This is a genomic window from Rhodopseudomonas sp. P1 (genome assembly GCF_039642825.1).
Lineage (GTDB): Bacteria > Pseudomonadota > Alphaproteobacteria > Rhizobiales > Xanthobacteraceae > Rhodopseudomonas > Rhodopseudomonas palustris_H.
Window position 1 is genome coordinate 666,356 of the sequence record NZ_CP088006.1, and the last position, 12,976, is coordinate 679,331.

Here is a 12,976-nt window from a genome sequence, read left to right on the forward strand (position 1 = left end):
TTCGATCGATCCCAGGATCAGATAAGGCCGTGCCTGTTGGTGCGGCCTTTGTCATTTCAGCGCATGTCGTTTCAGCGCATGTCGCTTCAACGCAGCAGCGGCGGCGCGTCCGGCTCGTCGCCTTGCAGCGGGGTCGGTGACGGCACCAGCGAAGGCTCCAGCGAGGGAATCAGCCGGATGCGCTCGCGCTTGACCGGTTGCGCCCGCACCACCTGCTTGGTGGCTTCGACCACATGCACGCCGGCGAACGGCAGCGAGGTCGATGCGCCGATCCGCTCCCATGCCGGTGCCGATCGCAGCAGCCAGCCGTGCCCCAGCGGCGGCACGAACAGCGCTTCGCTCCAGGCCGTGGGGGTGAACCAGGTCCGCCGCAGGAGGTCGGCGATCTGCGAGCGCGAATAAGGACGGCCGTGGCCGAACGGGGTGTTGTCGAGGCGTGCCCAGACGCCGCGGCGATTCGGGACGATCGCCAGCAGCCGTCCGGCCGGCGCCATCACCCGCCACACCTCGCGCAGCAGCCGTTCAGGGTCGTCCGACATCTCCAGCGCATGCACCAGCAGGATGCGGTCGACCGCCGCATCCGGCAGCGGCAGAGCGTGCTCGTCGACCAGCGACGACAGCGTCGATCGCGCGGTTGGCCATTTCAACACGCCCTGAGCCGCCGGCATGAAGGCGATACAGCGCTCGCATCTGTCTCGGAACAGGCCGAGATAGGGCGTCGGATAGCCGAGGCCGAGCACGCGATCACCGCGCGCATCCGGCCAGCGCGACTGGATGCCGCGGTTGATCAGCCGCCGTGCGACGATGCCGAGACGGCTGCTGTAGAACTCCCGCAGATCCACGACGTCCATGGTCATGCCCACCATTTACCACGGCGTCGTACCGTCCGGCAAAGCCACACCCTGCTTGGTTTACGAGGCTGTGACCGCTTCATTTCGTCCCGGTCTGCCCCCATGTTAGGATTCGACACTGCGTGACGCCGGCGACAGAAACGGCGCCGGGCACGCTCCTGCCGCCTTCAAGTTCCGGAGATCTCATGCCCGCCGACATCCGTATCGTTCCGTGTCTCACCGACAATTTCGGCTATCTGGTCCACGATCCGGCCACCGGAGCGACCGCATCGATCGACGCGCCGGAAGCTGCCCCCCTGATCGCTGCGCTCGACAAAGAAGGTTGGAAGCTGACCGACATTCTGGTCACCCATCATCACGGCGATCACGTCGGCGGCATTGCCGAGCTGAAGAAGAAGTATCTGTGCCGCGTCTATGCGCCGCACGACGCCAACGCCAAGATCGCTGACGTTGACGTCCGCCTGCAGGAAGGTGATTTCGTCCGCATCGGCGGCCTCACTGCGCGCGTGCTGGAAACTCCCGGCCACACCCTCGATCACATTTCTTACGTGTTCGACGATGACCGCGCGCTGTTCGCGGCCGACACGCTGTTCTCGATCGGGTGCGGCCGGGTGTTCGAAGGCACCTATCCGATGATGTGGGAGTCGCTGCTGAAGCTGCGGGCGCTGCCGGACGACTTCAAGCTGTATTGCGGCCATGAATACACCGCCTCCAACGTCAAATTCGCGCTCGGCATCGAGCCCGACAATGCGGCGCTGCAGGCCCGCGCCAAGCAGGTCGAAGCGCTGCGCGCCGAAGGCAAGCCGACGATTCCGGTGACGCTCGGCGAGGAGAAGCAGGCCAACGTGTTCCTGCGGGCCGATGTGCCGTCAGTCGCCGCCGCCGTGGGCCTGTCCGACGCGCCCGCCGCCGACGTGTTCGGCGAGATCCGCGAGCGCAAGAACAACGGGTGAGCGCGGTGACTCTCAGCGCCGCCGAAGTGATCGCGCGGCTCGGTCTGCAGCCGCATCCGGAAGGCGGCCACTATCGCGAAACGTTTCGCGATCCTCGCTGCGACCCCAGCGGCCGCAGCTACTCGACCGCGATCCACTTCCTGCTCCGTGCAGGCGAGCTCTCGCACTGGCACCGGATCGACGCGGTCGAAGTCTGGCACTACTACGCGGGCGCGGCCCTGATGCTGGAGGTCGCCGATGACGACGGCCGCCGCGCCACCACGCTCGGCCCCGATCTCGGCGCCGGGCATCTGCCGCAACTCATCGTTCCGCCGCAGGCTTGGCAGGCGGCAACGTCGACCGGTGAATGGACGCTGGTCGGCTGCACCGTGGCGCCGGGTTTCGACTTCGCCGGCTTCGAACTGGCGCCGCCCGGCTGGGAGCCGGTGCGATGAAGTCCCTCGCGAGGATCGGCTGAACGACAGGCTCGCGCGCCACGCGTAACCCATCGCAATAACGGCCGAACAAAATGATGGGCTAAGGCACAGGCCGCCCAACCCATCATTTGAGCATGAATGACTTACAGCGCGCCGACCGGCGATTTTGCCAGCAGTTCGTCGACCTCCGCGCGGCTCGGGCAGGCAAAGGCGCCGCCGGGGCGGGTGCATTTCAATGCCGCGGCCGCGGAGGCGAATCGCAGTGCGTGGGCGATGTCCTGGCCCTCGCCGAACGCCACGGTGAAGCCGCCGTGGAAAATGTCGCCTGCGCCGAGCGTATCGACTGAATGCACCGGGAACGCAGGTGTCTCGCGAAACTCGTGCTTGTCGTCGAGCCACAGTGTGCCCTTCGGCCCGCGGGTCACTGCCACGAAGGCATGAGTCAGCGTCGCCAGCTTCTTCAGTGCCTCGGCATCGTCGTCGATGCCTGCGGTGCCGTGCAGCGCTTCCGCCGAGCAGATCAGATGCGAGGCGGCGGTCAGCAGTCCGTCGTTCATCGACATCGCGTTGTCGACGTCGACGACCACCGGAATGCCGCGCCGGGTAGCCTCCGCGCACAGCGGCGTGACGAAGCTGGAGCAGCGGCTTTCGGTGAGGATGGCGTCGCAATCCTTCAGCAGCGTGTCGGCGTCGGGCAGCGCGACCTTCCATAGGCCGGGGTCACGGAACGTCACGATGGTGCGTTCGCCGGTCGGATCGACCAGCACCGCGGAGATCGGCGTTACCAGCCCCGGCATATGAATGAGACCGCTGGAGCCGATGCCTTCCTCGGCCAGCTTGTCGAAGATGAAGCGGGCGGCGGCTTCGTCCGCGTGGCCCATCGGGCCGTACATTTCCGCCCGGCCGCCGAGTCGCCCGATCCCGATCGCGGCATTGAGCGCATTGCCGCCGCAGATCTCGCCGAACGAACTGGCCGGCACCTTGTTGCCACGGCCGGGCACCGCCTCGATTCGGAACGTGAGGTCACGCACCGGAATGCCGATGCACAGCACGCGCGGCGCGCGTTTGGCAGTCTCGCTCATGATTGTCCCTCCAGCCAGCGGCCGAGCAGATGGTGCGCGATCGCGAACGGGTGCGGCCCGAACAGTCCGTCCGGATGTTCGCGCTTCAGCATCTGCGCCGCCTCGTCACGGGAAAACCACCGCGCGTCTTCAAGTTCCGTCCGATCGACAGTGATGTCGTCGGTGGTGGCGGTCGCCGTGCAGGCGATCATCAGCGACGACGGATACGGCCACGGCTGCGTCATGTAGTAACGCACGTCGGTGCACAGGATGCCGGACTCCTCGGCGATCTCGCGGCGCACCGCGTCTTCGATCGTCTCGGCCGCCTCGACGAAGCCGGCGAGGCACGAGTACATCCCAGCCGGGAATTGCTTCTGCCGGCCGAGCAGGCAGCGGTCGCCATGCGTCACCAGCATGATCACCACCGGATCGGTGCGCGGAAAGTGCTCGGCCTTGCAGGACGGACAGTCGCGCTTCCAGCCGCCCTGCGCCATCGCGGTACGAGTGCCGCAATTGGCGCAATAGCCGTGGCGCTGATGCCAGTTCACCAGCGACTTCGCCATCGCGATCGCCGAGAGCTGCTCGACCGGCAACACGCCCTGCATCGCAAGGCCGCGCAGCTCGACGAGGCCGGCGTCGGGCCGGCCGGCGAGCTTGTCCGCAGCCGGGGCGCCGATCCCCATCCCGAACACGGCTGCACCATTGCGCAAGCCGAGGAAGATCGTGCCCGGATTGGCGCCGAGTGCCAGCGCCTCTTTGAGCGTCAGCTCGGCCCGTGGGCCATCGGGCTCGTGCTTCACCAACAGCGAATCGCGATGCACCACGAAGGCGCGGGTGTCGCCACGTTCCTCCATCGCCATCAGCTTGGCGTCGTTGCCGCGCAGATGCGCGGCGCGGTCGAGCACGTGGGTGACGAAAGCGGGCTGGCCGAGCGGGAAGGGCGTGCTCATCGGCTCAGCTCAGCCAGATCTTGCGGCGGAGCAGATTGATGAACTGCTGCACCTCTTCGGGATCGTGCGCCAGCGGCGGCATCACGCCCCACACCGGTCGCGGCCAGGCGACGTCGCTGGAGCGCCGCGCGATGATGTGGATGTGAAGCTGTGGCACCAGATTGCCGAGCGCTGCGACATTGAGCTTGTCGCATTTGGTGACCTCCTTGAGCGCCCGGCTCACGCGGGCGATCTCGGTCATCAACTGCGCCTGGGCCACCTCGTCGAGGTCGATGATCTCGCTGACGTCGGGCCGGCGCGGCACCAGCAGCAGCCAGGGGTAATGTGCGTCCTTGATCACCAGCACGCGGCTGAGCGGCAGATCGCCGATATTGATGGTGTCTTGTTCGAGCCGGGAGCTCAGCGACCAGTCGGAGGGGGACATTGCGGTTCCATCGGCCCGTTAGCGGAGCGTGGGCTCTTGTCTGTGGCGGGGACGGCCGGTAGGCCGCCTCGCAGTCATACCAAGCCGCCCGGACCGGCGGAAGCGCCACCTAGTCGAAGGTCCAAGGGCGGGACCAGCGACTTGCATTCGGGTCGGTTTGGCGCCAAATAGGGACCGGGAGATTGGCGGTGGACGAGCCTCTCGCCAACCGGGTCAGGTCCGGAAGGAAGCAGCCCTAACGAGGTCTGGATCGGGTCGCTCGTCAGTCTCCTACCTCATTTTTCGGCCGTGCTGCCCTGGCATTCGGGGCGCCACGGCCGGACGAAGGTGGGTCAGGACCGGCGGATGCCGGTCCGGTGTAAGGGGTGTTCCGGGCCAGCCGCATGATCCTGCCCCGTCGCGACCGCCCCGCTCCCTTCCGCAATCCGGCCCCACCAACGCAGCATTGCGGACCGACCGATGAGTGACTCTGGCCTTTCCGCGACGCCGTCCGCTGCTCCCGAGCAGCCGGGCAGCGCGAGCGCGCCGGCCGGCGCCTATCGGGTGCTGGCGCGGAAATATCGTCCCAACAGCTTCGATGATCTGATCGGCCAGGAAGCGGTGGTCCGCACCGTCTCCAACGCGTTCGATACGGGCCGTATTCCGCAAGCCTGGATTCTCACCGGCGTCCGCGGTGTCGGCAAGACCACCACCGCGCGTATCCTCGCCCGGGCGCTGAATTACGAATTGCCGGACGGTTCGGTGAAGGGCCCGACCATCCACATGCCGGTGCACGGCGTGCACTGCAAGGCGATCATGGAAAGCCGGCACATGGATGTGCTGGAGATGGACGCCGCCTCGCACACCGGCGTCGACGATGTCCGCCAGATCAACGACAGCGTGCGCTATGCGCCGGCGAGCGCGCGCTACAAAGTCTATATCATCGACGAAGTGCACATGCTGTCGACGGCGGCGTTCAACGCCTTCCTGAAGACACTGGAGGAGCCGCCGGAGCACGCCAAATTCGTGTTCGCCACCACCGAGATCCGCAAGGTGCCGGTGACGGTGTTGTCGCGCTGCCAGCGCTTCGACCTGCGCCGGGTCGAAGCCGACGTGCTGATGAATCACCTGTCGAATATCGCCCAGAAGGAAGGCGTCGAGGTCGAGCCGGAAGCGCTCGGCATCATCGCCCGTGCGGCCGAAGGATCGGTGCGCGATTCGCTATCCTTGTTCGACCAGGCTATCGCGCACGCGGCCGGTCTGGTGCGCGCCGATGCGGTGCGGCAGATGCTCGGCCTCGCCGACCGCACCCGGGTGATCGAACTGTTCGATGCGCTGGCGCGGGGAGATATCGCCGCCGCGTTCGCTGAATTCCGCGACCAGTACGACACCGGCGCTGACCCGGTGGTGGTGCTTTCCGATCTTGCCGAGTTCGTCAATTTCGTCACCCGCGTGAAGATCGTGCCGGCGATCGCCGACAATGTCGCGTTCGGCGAGACCGAGCGGGTGCGCGGGCGGGAGTTCGCCACCAAGCTGTCGATGCGGGTGCTGTCGCGGATGTGGCAGATGCTGCTGAAGGGCATTGCCGAGGTGCAGGGCGCGACCCGCCCGGCCGCGGCGGCCGAGATGGTGCTGGTGCGGATCGCCTATGCGGCCGATCTGCCGACGCCCGATGAAGCATTGCGGATGCTGGAGCAGAGCGGCGGCGGTGATGCGCCGGCGATCGCCAGCGGTGGTGGCAGCGGCGGCAGCGGCGGTGCGTCTGCTGCGCTGACGTCGGCCCCGGCTCTGTCCGCTCCCAGCGCGGCGATGCCGCGCAGCGCACCGACCATGAGCGCCGCGCCCGCGCCGACCATGTTGCGCGGCGGCCTCGACAGCACGGCGCGCTCGCCGGTCAGCGCACCGGCGCCAGAGCCCGAATCATCGGCGCTGAAGATCTCGACGTTTCCGCAGCTCGTCGCACTGGCTTCCGAGAAGCGCGACGTGATGACCCGTCTGGCGCTCGAAGCCGACGTGCGGCTGGTGCGGATCGAGGACGGACGGCTCGAACTGGCGCTGGAGCCCAGCGCATCGCGCAGCCTGATCAACGATCTCGGCCGCAAGCTCGAGCAATGGACCGGTCGGCGCTGGACCGTGATCGTGTCCAACGAGCCCGGCCAGCCGACGCTGCGCAAGCAGAACGAGGCACAGCAGAACGAACGCGAGCGTGCGGCGGAGAACGATCCGCGGGTCCAGGAAGTGTTGGCGCGATTTCCCGGCGCCAAGCTGACCGTGCGGCGCCTCGCCCCCGAGCCGGTGGAGATCGAGTCTGATATGGACGATCCCTCCGAGCGAATTGACGACGACGATTAGCGATCTGAAAGGAAACCGATCATGGCTGACTTTCTCGGCATGATGAAACAGGCTGCCCAACTGCAGTCGAAGATGAAGGCGATGCAGGCCGAGCTCGACCAGATCGAGGTCGAGGGCCTGTCGGGCGGCGGCCTCGTCAAGGTACGGATGAGCGCCAAGATGGAGGTGCGTGGCATCTCGATCGATCCGTCGCTGATCAAGCCCGACGAGCGCGAAGTGCTCGAAGATCTGCTGGTGGCGGCGCATGGCGACGCCCATCGCAAGGCGGAAGCCGCGATGCAGGAGAAGATGCAGGCGCTGACCGGCGGCCTCGGCCTGCCGCCCGGGCTCGGCCTGGGCTAGTCTTTCTCGCCTTTCGATTCGCGCCTTAGACGCCCGTCTCGGCAATGAGAGTGGCGAAGCGTTGTGTCGTCGCGTCTGATCAACCCACGGAGACGGAGTCCCGATGGCCGGTGCCGCAGGCCCCGAGATCGAACGTCTGATCCAGTTGCTGGCGCGGCTGCCCGGATTGGGACCGCGCTCGGCGCGGCGCGCTGCGCTGCATCTGATCAAGAAGCGCGATGCGCTGATGGCGCCGCTCGCCTCGGCCTTGCAGGTCGCGATCGACAAGATCGAAGTCTGCAGCACCTGCGGCAACATCGACTCGCAGAACCCGTGCACGGTTTGCACCGATCCCCGGCGCGATTCCTCGATCATCGTGGTGGTGGCCGACGTTGCGGATTTGTGGGCGCTCGAACGCGCCTCTGCCACAAACGGCCGGTACCACGTTCTGGGGGCCACGCTCTCGCCGCTCGACGGCGTCGGCCCCGAGGATCTGACGATCGATGCGTTGGTGAAGCGTGCGCATGATCCCGGCGTCGCCGAGATCATTCTGGCGCTCAACGCCACCGTCGATGGCCAGACCACCGCACATTACGTCACCGACCTCTTGCAGGACGCCAACGTCAAAGTGACCCGGCTCGCCCATGGCGTGCCGGTCGGTGGCGAACTCGACTATCTCGACGAAGGGACGCTGTCGGCGGCGATGCGACAGCGCACTTTGTTCTGACTCAACCGGATTGGACCTGATGACTCAGCCACGCTTCACGCTTCCGACGATTGCCGCGCTCGCCCTGACGCTCGTTGCCTCCGGGGTGTCCGCGCAAGATGCGCAGCAGGGCGGGACGCAGGCGGCGTTGCCGAAGCCGACCGCGCTTCGCGTCGGCGATGTGCTCAGCGGTGAACTCAATGCGCTGAAGACCCGGGCCAAGGGCAAGAACGGGCCGGTGTATCAGCTCGTCAGCGAGCCGCGCCGGCTGCCGGCGCCGGCAGGCTTGTGCAATCTCGAGAACGGGCCGGAGACCTTCCAGATCGTGCCGGCCGACGATGCCCAGGCGTCGCAACTGAAGACACACCGCGGCAAGCAGGTTGCGCTGAAGATCGAGTCGGTCAGTTGCGCCAACGAGCCCGGCCAAATGAGCGAAGCCGTGGTGACCAAGTGGAGCCTGCTGAAGTAATCGGCGGGATGATCCGTCAGACCTTCACCGGACCGAGCGCCGCGAAATGGCCGCGGCGCTGCAGCCACGCCAGCAGCAACAGGCTCGGGATCGCGACCGCGACGCAGATCGCGAAGAACGCCGGCCATCCGGTCGCCTTGGCCACATAGCCCGCCCCCGACGACAGATAAGTCCGCCCGACCGCAGCGAGTGCGGTCAGCAGGGCGTATTGGGTGGCGGTGTGCAGCGGGTTCTTACACAGCGCCGACAGATATGCGACGAAGATCACCGTGCCGATCGCGCTGGTGAAGTTCTCGGCGCTGATCGCCAGCGCCAGCGCCCATTGATCGACGCCGACCACGGCGAGCCACGAGAACGACAGGTTGGCGACCGCCTGCAGCAGGCCGCCGATCCACAGGCTGGCGGCGAGCGAATAACGCCGCGCCACGAAGCCGCCCGCAAAGCCGCCGATCAGCGTTGCGGCCAGTCCGACGCCCTTGACGATCGCCGCATAGTCGTTGCGCGTGAAGCCGAGGTCGATCACGAACGGCGCCGTCATGGTGCCGGAGAACGCGTCGGTGAACTTGAACAGCACCACGAAAGCCAGCGCCGCGAACGCGTCCTTGCGGCCGAGGAATTCGGAGAACGCACCGATCGCCGCCTGGGTGACGCGGCGAAACGCGCTTTCGCCGCTGGTTGCAGCTTCGGCCCGCGCCGACTGTTCCGGCTCGGTGGCGAGCAGCGCCGTGACGGTGCCGATCAACACCATCGCGGCCATCGTCACGTAGCCCCACATCCAGGATTCCAGCCGGGTCCGCCCGGTGGATTCGTAGGCGCTGACCAGGAACAGCGCGCCGGCAGTCGAGACCAGCATGCCGATCCGATACGCCGCCACATAGGCGGCCATGCCGGCGGCCTGTTCTTGTTCCGGCAGACTCTCGACCCTGAAGGCATCGACCACGATGTCCTGGGTGGCCGACGTGGTGGCAACCAGCAACGCGCCGATCGCGACGTAGAGCGGCGATTTCGCCGGGTCCGCGAATGCCAGCACCAGGATGGCGGCGATCAGCAGCAGCTGGGCGAACACCAGCCAGCCGCGGCGCCGGCCGAACGTCCGGGTGAACAGCGGCACGTGCAGCGCGTCGACCAGCGGAGCCCAGATGAATTTCAGCGTGTAGGGCGTGCCGACCAACGCGAACAGCCCGATGGTGCCGAGATCGACGCCGGATTCGCGCATCCACACCAGGAGCGTCGAACCGGACAGTGCCAGCGGCAGGCCGGAGGAGAAGCCAAGAAACAGCACCACCAGCACCCGCGGCCGCAAATACACCGCCATCGCCTCGCGCCAGCTCGGCCTGGTGACGGCTACTTGCGACGGCGCCTCGGGATTCGACGCGGGATCGGGAGCATTCATGCGTGGTTGGTAGCAGATTCGACGGAAGCGGGGCATCAAAGTCCGTCATCGCCCGGCTTGTCCGGGCGAACCAGTACTCACCATGACTTGTGTGAAGCACGAGGCCATGCTGGACCATGTCGCCGCTGAGCCACGAAGGCTCTGGGATACTGGGTCGCCCGCATTTGCGGGCGATGACGGCGGGTTGTGTGGCGCGGCCTCAGCTCGGCGCGACTTCGTCAATCTTGAAGGCGCGCGAGGCGAACAGATCGGCGCGATCGGGTGCCAACGGAGCTTCGGGGGCAGGGGCCGATGCGGACTCGGCGGCTTGGTCGGTGAAGTCGAGCTCCTCGATCCGAGCGGCGCGGCGCTCGATTTTGTCGGCGGAGATCAGGATCTGGCGGACGTCGTCGGTGACCTGGCCGAAATGGGTCTGCAGTTTGGTAACGCGCTCGCGCAAGCGCGCCAGATCGTCACCGAGACTGAGCACCTCGGTGCGGATCTGATCGGCGGCGTCGCGCATCCGCGCGTCTTTGAGGATCTGCTGCATCACCTGGATCGCCAGCATCAGCAGCGACGGCGACACCAGCACGACGCGGGCTCGGTAGGCCTTCTGGATCACGTCGTCGAAGCCGTCGTGGATCTCCGCATAGACCGACTCCGACGGCACGAACATCAGCGCGGTGTCCTGGGTCTCGCCCGGGATCAGGTATTTGGACGCGATGTCGTCGACATGGCGCATCACGTCGGTGCGCAGCCGCTGCGCGGCGGCCTTTTTGGCTTCTTCGGTGGTCGCCTCGCGCAGCGCCGTCACCGCTTCCAGCGGAAACTTGGCATCGATGCACAGTGGCCGCTGATCCGGCAGCAGCACCACGCAGTCCGGCCGTTTGCCGGTCGACAGCGTGTATTGGAACGCGAACGAGCCCTTCGGCAGCCCGTCCTGCACGATGGTTTCCATCCGCGCCTGGCCGAACGCGCCGCGTGCCTGCTTGTTGGCGAGCACGTCGCGCAGGGTCGTCACCTGATCGGTCAATTCGGTGAGGTTGTCATGGGCACGGTCAATGATGCCGAGCCGCTCGTGCAGCGCTTGCAGGCTCTGCATGGTGTAGCGGGTCGATTGGGTCAGCGACTGGCCGAACCGGTGGGTGACGCTGTCGAGCCGTTCGCTCATCGCCCGGGCCATCTCGGCCTGACGGCCGGCAAGCGCCCGGCCCATTGCATCGACCCGGCCGTTGGCCTCGTGCTGGGCTCGCATCAACACCGCCAGCCGCTGATCGATCTCCGCGGTCCGCCGCGCGGCGCTGCCGCGGGCCACCAGGACGGCGATGATCGCGAGCAGGGCCAGCGTGAGTGCGGCAAAAGCTGCGCCGGCCATGCCGAGGCTGACCGGCACTTCGCCGAGCCTGAACAGAATCTGGTCCATCGCCGCCGGTGTAGCAGATTGCACAGCCATCAAGAACGAAGATAGAACATGACGCTGAACAGACCTTTAAGGCAGGCCGCGCCGAAAGTGGCAGAAGCTCCGGTCGGTCCCGGATTGACCGCAACGTCGGCGCCGCTTAAATCGCCGCCATGGCCCTACGCGAAATCATCATTCTGCCCGACAAACGGCTGCGCGAGATCTCCAAGCCCGTCACCGAGGTGACGACCGAGATCCGCAAGCTCGCCGACGACATGTTCGAGAGCATGTACGACGCTCCCGGAATCGGGCTGGCGGCGATCCAGATCGCCGAGCCGGTGCGGCTGATCACGATGGATATCGTCCGCAAGGAAGGCGACGGCAAAAGCGATCCGCGCGCCTTCATCAATCCGGAGATCATCGGCGCCTCGTCGGACATGAACGTGTACGAGGAGGGCTGTCTGTCGATCCCGGAATACTACGCCGAGGTCGAACGGCCCAAGACGGTTCGGATCCGCTACACCGACCTCGACGGCAACGTGAAGGAAGAGGATGCGGACGGTCTGTTCGCGACCTGCATCCAGCACGAGATCGACCATCTCAACGGCGTGCTGTTCGTCGATCACCTGTCGAAGCTGAAGCGAGCGATGGTGATCCGCAAGTTCGAGAAGGCTGCCAAGCGCGGCATCAAATACGTCTGAGCGCTCGCGCAGGTGATCGGCCGGCGCGTTGCGACGCTCGGCCCTCCGTCGCCCAGACCTGTCCGGGACTCTGACGCCATGCCGCTTCGCCTCGTCTTCATGGGAACGCCCGAGTTCGCGGTACCGACGCTGCTGGCGCTGGCGGCTCATGGCCACGACATCGCCGCGGTTTATACGCGCGAGCCGAAGCCGGCCGGTCGGGGCATGAAGCTGCAGGAGACGCCGGTGGCGCTAGCCGCGCACCGGCTGCAGGCGCCCGTGCTGACGCCCAAGACGCTGCGCACCGATGAGGCGCTGGCGAACTTCCGCGCCCACGAGGCGGATGCGGCCGTCGTCGTCGCTTATGGCATGATCCTGCCGCAGGCGATTCTCGATGCGCCCGAGCTCGGTTGCTACAATTTGCACGGTTCGTTGCTGCCGCGCTGGCGCGGCGCCGCGCCGCTCAATCGTGCCATCATGGCCGGCGACGCCGAGACCGGCGTGATGGTGATGAAAATGGACGCCGGGCTGGACACCGGCGATGTCGCGATGGCCGAGCGTATCGCCATTACCGACGCCATGACGGTCACCGACGTGCACGATCAGCTCGCCCGGCTCGGCGCCGATCTGATGGTGCGGGCGATGGCGGCGCTGGAGCGCGGCGGGCTGCAGCTCACCAAACAAAGCGAAGACGGCGTCACCTACGCAGCCAAGATCGACAAGGCCGAAGCCAAGATCGATTTCGCCAAGCCAGCGCGCGCGGTGCTGCGCCACATCCACGGCCTGTCGCCGTTTCCGGGCGCGTGGTGCGAACTGCCGATCGAAGGTCAGCCGGTCCGGATCAAGGTGCTGCGCTGCGCGCTCGCCGAGGAGCGCGGCACGCCGGGCGAAGTGATCGGCGACGATCTCACGATTGCTTGCGGCGACGGCGCGATCCGAATCGCGCAATTGCAGCGCGCCGGCAAGCAGCCGATGACCGCCGAGGACTTCCTGCGCGGCACGCCGATCGCGAAGGGTGTGCGAGTGGTTGGCTGAGCCTATTG

Annotated in this window: 14 protein-coding genes and 1 other RNA gene; 9 read left to right on the forward strand and 6 right to left on the reverse strand. The window is 66.6% G+C overall.

Annotation, left to right across the window (positions count from 1 at the left end; all coding sequences use genetic code 11):
* Positions 1 to 86: 86 nt before the first annotated feature.
* Positions 87 to 857 (reverse strand): class I SAM-dependent methyltransferase, encoded by a 771-nt coding sequence (locus tag LRC39_RS03120; protein ID WP_107346406.1) that lies wholly within the window; start codon positions 855 to 857, stop codon positions 87 to 89.
* 179 nt (positions 858 to 1,036) lie between these two features.
* Between LRC39_RS03120 and gloB the strand changes: the two genes are divergently transcribed.
* Positions 1,037 to 1,804 (forward strand): hydroxyacylglutathione hydrolase, encoded by a 768-nt coding sequence (gene gloB / locus LRC39_RS03125; protein ID WP_346296297.1) that lies wholly within the window; start codon positions 1,037 to 1,039, stop codon positions 1,802 to 1,804.
* Positions 1,801 to 2,238, forward strand: coding sequence for a cupin domain-containing protein (locus LRC39_RS03130; RefSeq protein WP_346296298.1), 438 nt, complete (start codon positions 1,801 to 1,803; stop codon positions 2,236 to 2,238). The genes gloB and LRC39_RS03130 overlap by 4 nt, the downstream gene beginning before the upstream one ends.
* A 125-nt stretch (positions 2,239 to 2,363) precedes the next feature.
* Here LRC39_RS03130 and LRC39_RS03135 read toward each other — a convergent pair whose 3' ends face one another.
* The 3 genes from LRC39_RS03135 to LRC39_RS03145 are packed head-to-tail and all read right to left on the reverse strand — an operon-like array spanning position 2,364 to position 4,655.
* On the reverse strand, positions 2,364 to 3,302 hold the full coding sequence (locus tag LRC39_RS03135) for a sugar kinase (RefSeq protein WP_346296299.1): 939 nt from the start codon (positions 3,300 to 3,302) through the stop codon (positions 2,364 to 2,366).
* On the reverse strand, positions 3,299 to 4,231 hold the full coding sequence (gene nudC, locus LRC39_RS03140; RefSeq protein ID WP_346296300.1) for an NAD(+) diphosphatase: 933 nt from the start codon (positions 4,229 to 4,231) through the stop codon (positions 3,299 to 3,301). Before nudC ends, LRC39_RS03135 begins: the two co-directional genes overlap by 4 nt.
* A 4-nt stretch (positions 4,232 to 4,235) precedes the next feature.
* The gene (locus tag LRC39_RS03145; RefSeq protein ID WP_107342812.1) at positions 4,236 to 4,655 is read right to left on the reverse strand and encodes an HIT domain-containing protein; all 420 of its coding nucleotides are present in this window, start codon (positions 4,653 to 4,655) and stop codon (positions 4,236 to 4,238) included.
* A gap of 177 nt (positions 4,656 to 4,832) precedes the next feature.
* Between LRC39_RS03145 and ffs the strand changes: the two genes are divergently transcribed.
* The 5 genes from ffs to LRC39_RS03170 all read left to right on the forward strand — a co-directional run bounded on the left by ffs (position 4,833) and on the right by LRC39_RS03170 (position 8,482).
* An RNA gene (ffs, locus tag LRC39_RS03150) (signal recognition particle sRNA small type) lies at positions 4,833 to 4,929 on the forward strand.
* A 185-nt stretch (positions 4,930 to 5,114) separates the two neighbouring features.
* Positions 5,115 to 6,986 carry a DNA polymerase III subunit gamma/tau gene (locus tag LRC39_RS03155; RefSeq protein WP_346296301.1) on the forward strand — a complete coding sequence of 624 codons (1,872 nt, stop codon included), beginning with the start codon at positions 5,115 to 5,117 and terminating at the stop codon, positions 6,984 to 6,986.
* Positions 6,987 to 7,007: 21 nt separating this feature from the next.
* The gene (locus LRC39_RS03160; protein ID WP_164634054.1) at positions 7,008 to 7,328 is read left to right on the forward strand and encodes a YbaB/EbfC family nucleoid-associated protein; all 321 of its coding nucleotides are present in this window, start codon (positions 7,008 to 7,010) and stop codon (positions 7,326 to 7,328) included.
* Between the two features lie 103 nt (positions 7,329 to 7,431).
* Entirely contained in the window at positions 7,432 to 8,034 is a 603-nt protein-coding gene (gene recR / locus LRC39_RS03165) for a recombination mediator RecR (protein ID WP_011156185.1), read from the forward strand.
* A gap of 19 nt (positions 8,035 to 8,053) precedes the next feature.
* Entirely contained in the window at positions 8,054 to 8,482 is a 429-nt protein-coding gene (locus tag LRC39_RS03170) for a hypothetical protein (protein WP_164634053.1), read from the forward strand.
* Positions 8,483 to 8,498: 16 nt separating this feature from the next.
* On the opposite strand, the gene LRC39_RS03175 is transcribed toward LRC39_RS03170, so the two are convergent.
* Entirely contained in the window at positions 8,499 to 9,875 is a 1,377-nt protein-coding gene (locus LRC39_RS03175; protein WP_346296302.1) for an AmpG family muropeptide MFS transporter, read from the reverse strand.
* 199 nt (positions 9,876 to 10,074) lie between these two features.
* The gene (locus LRC39_RS03180) at positions 10,075 to 11,277 is read right to left on the reverse strand and encodes a DNA recombination protein RmuC (RefSeq protein ID WP_346297467.1); all 1,203 of its coding nucleotides are present in this window, start codon (positions 11,275 to 11,277) and stop codon (positions 10,075 to 10,077) included.
* A 149-nt stretch (positions 11,278 to 11,426) separates the two neighbouring features.
* Here LRC39_RS03180 and def point away from each other — a divergent pair, with 149 nt between their 5' ends.
* Entirely contained in the window at positions 11,427 to 11,954 is a 528-nt protein-coding gene (gene def, locus LRC39_RS03185; RefSeq protein ID WP_263990463.1) for a peptide deformylase, read from the forward strand.
* A 78-nt stretch (positions 11,955 to 12,032) separates the two neighbouring features.
* Positions 12,033 to 12,968: a methionyl-tRNA formyltransferase gene (gene fmt, locus LRC39_RS03190; protein ID WP_264075390.1), complete on the forward strand. Its 936-nt coding sequence runs from the start codon at positions 12,033 to 12,035 to the stop codon at positions 12,966 to 12,968.
* Positions 12,969 to 12,976 lie beyond the last annotated feature (8 nt).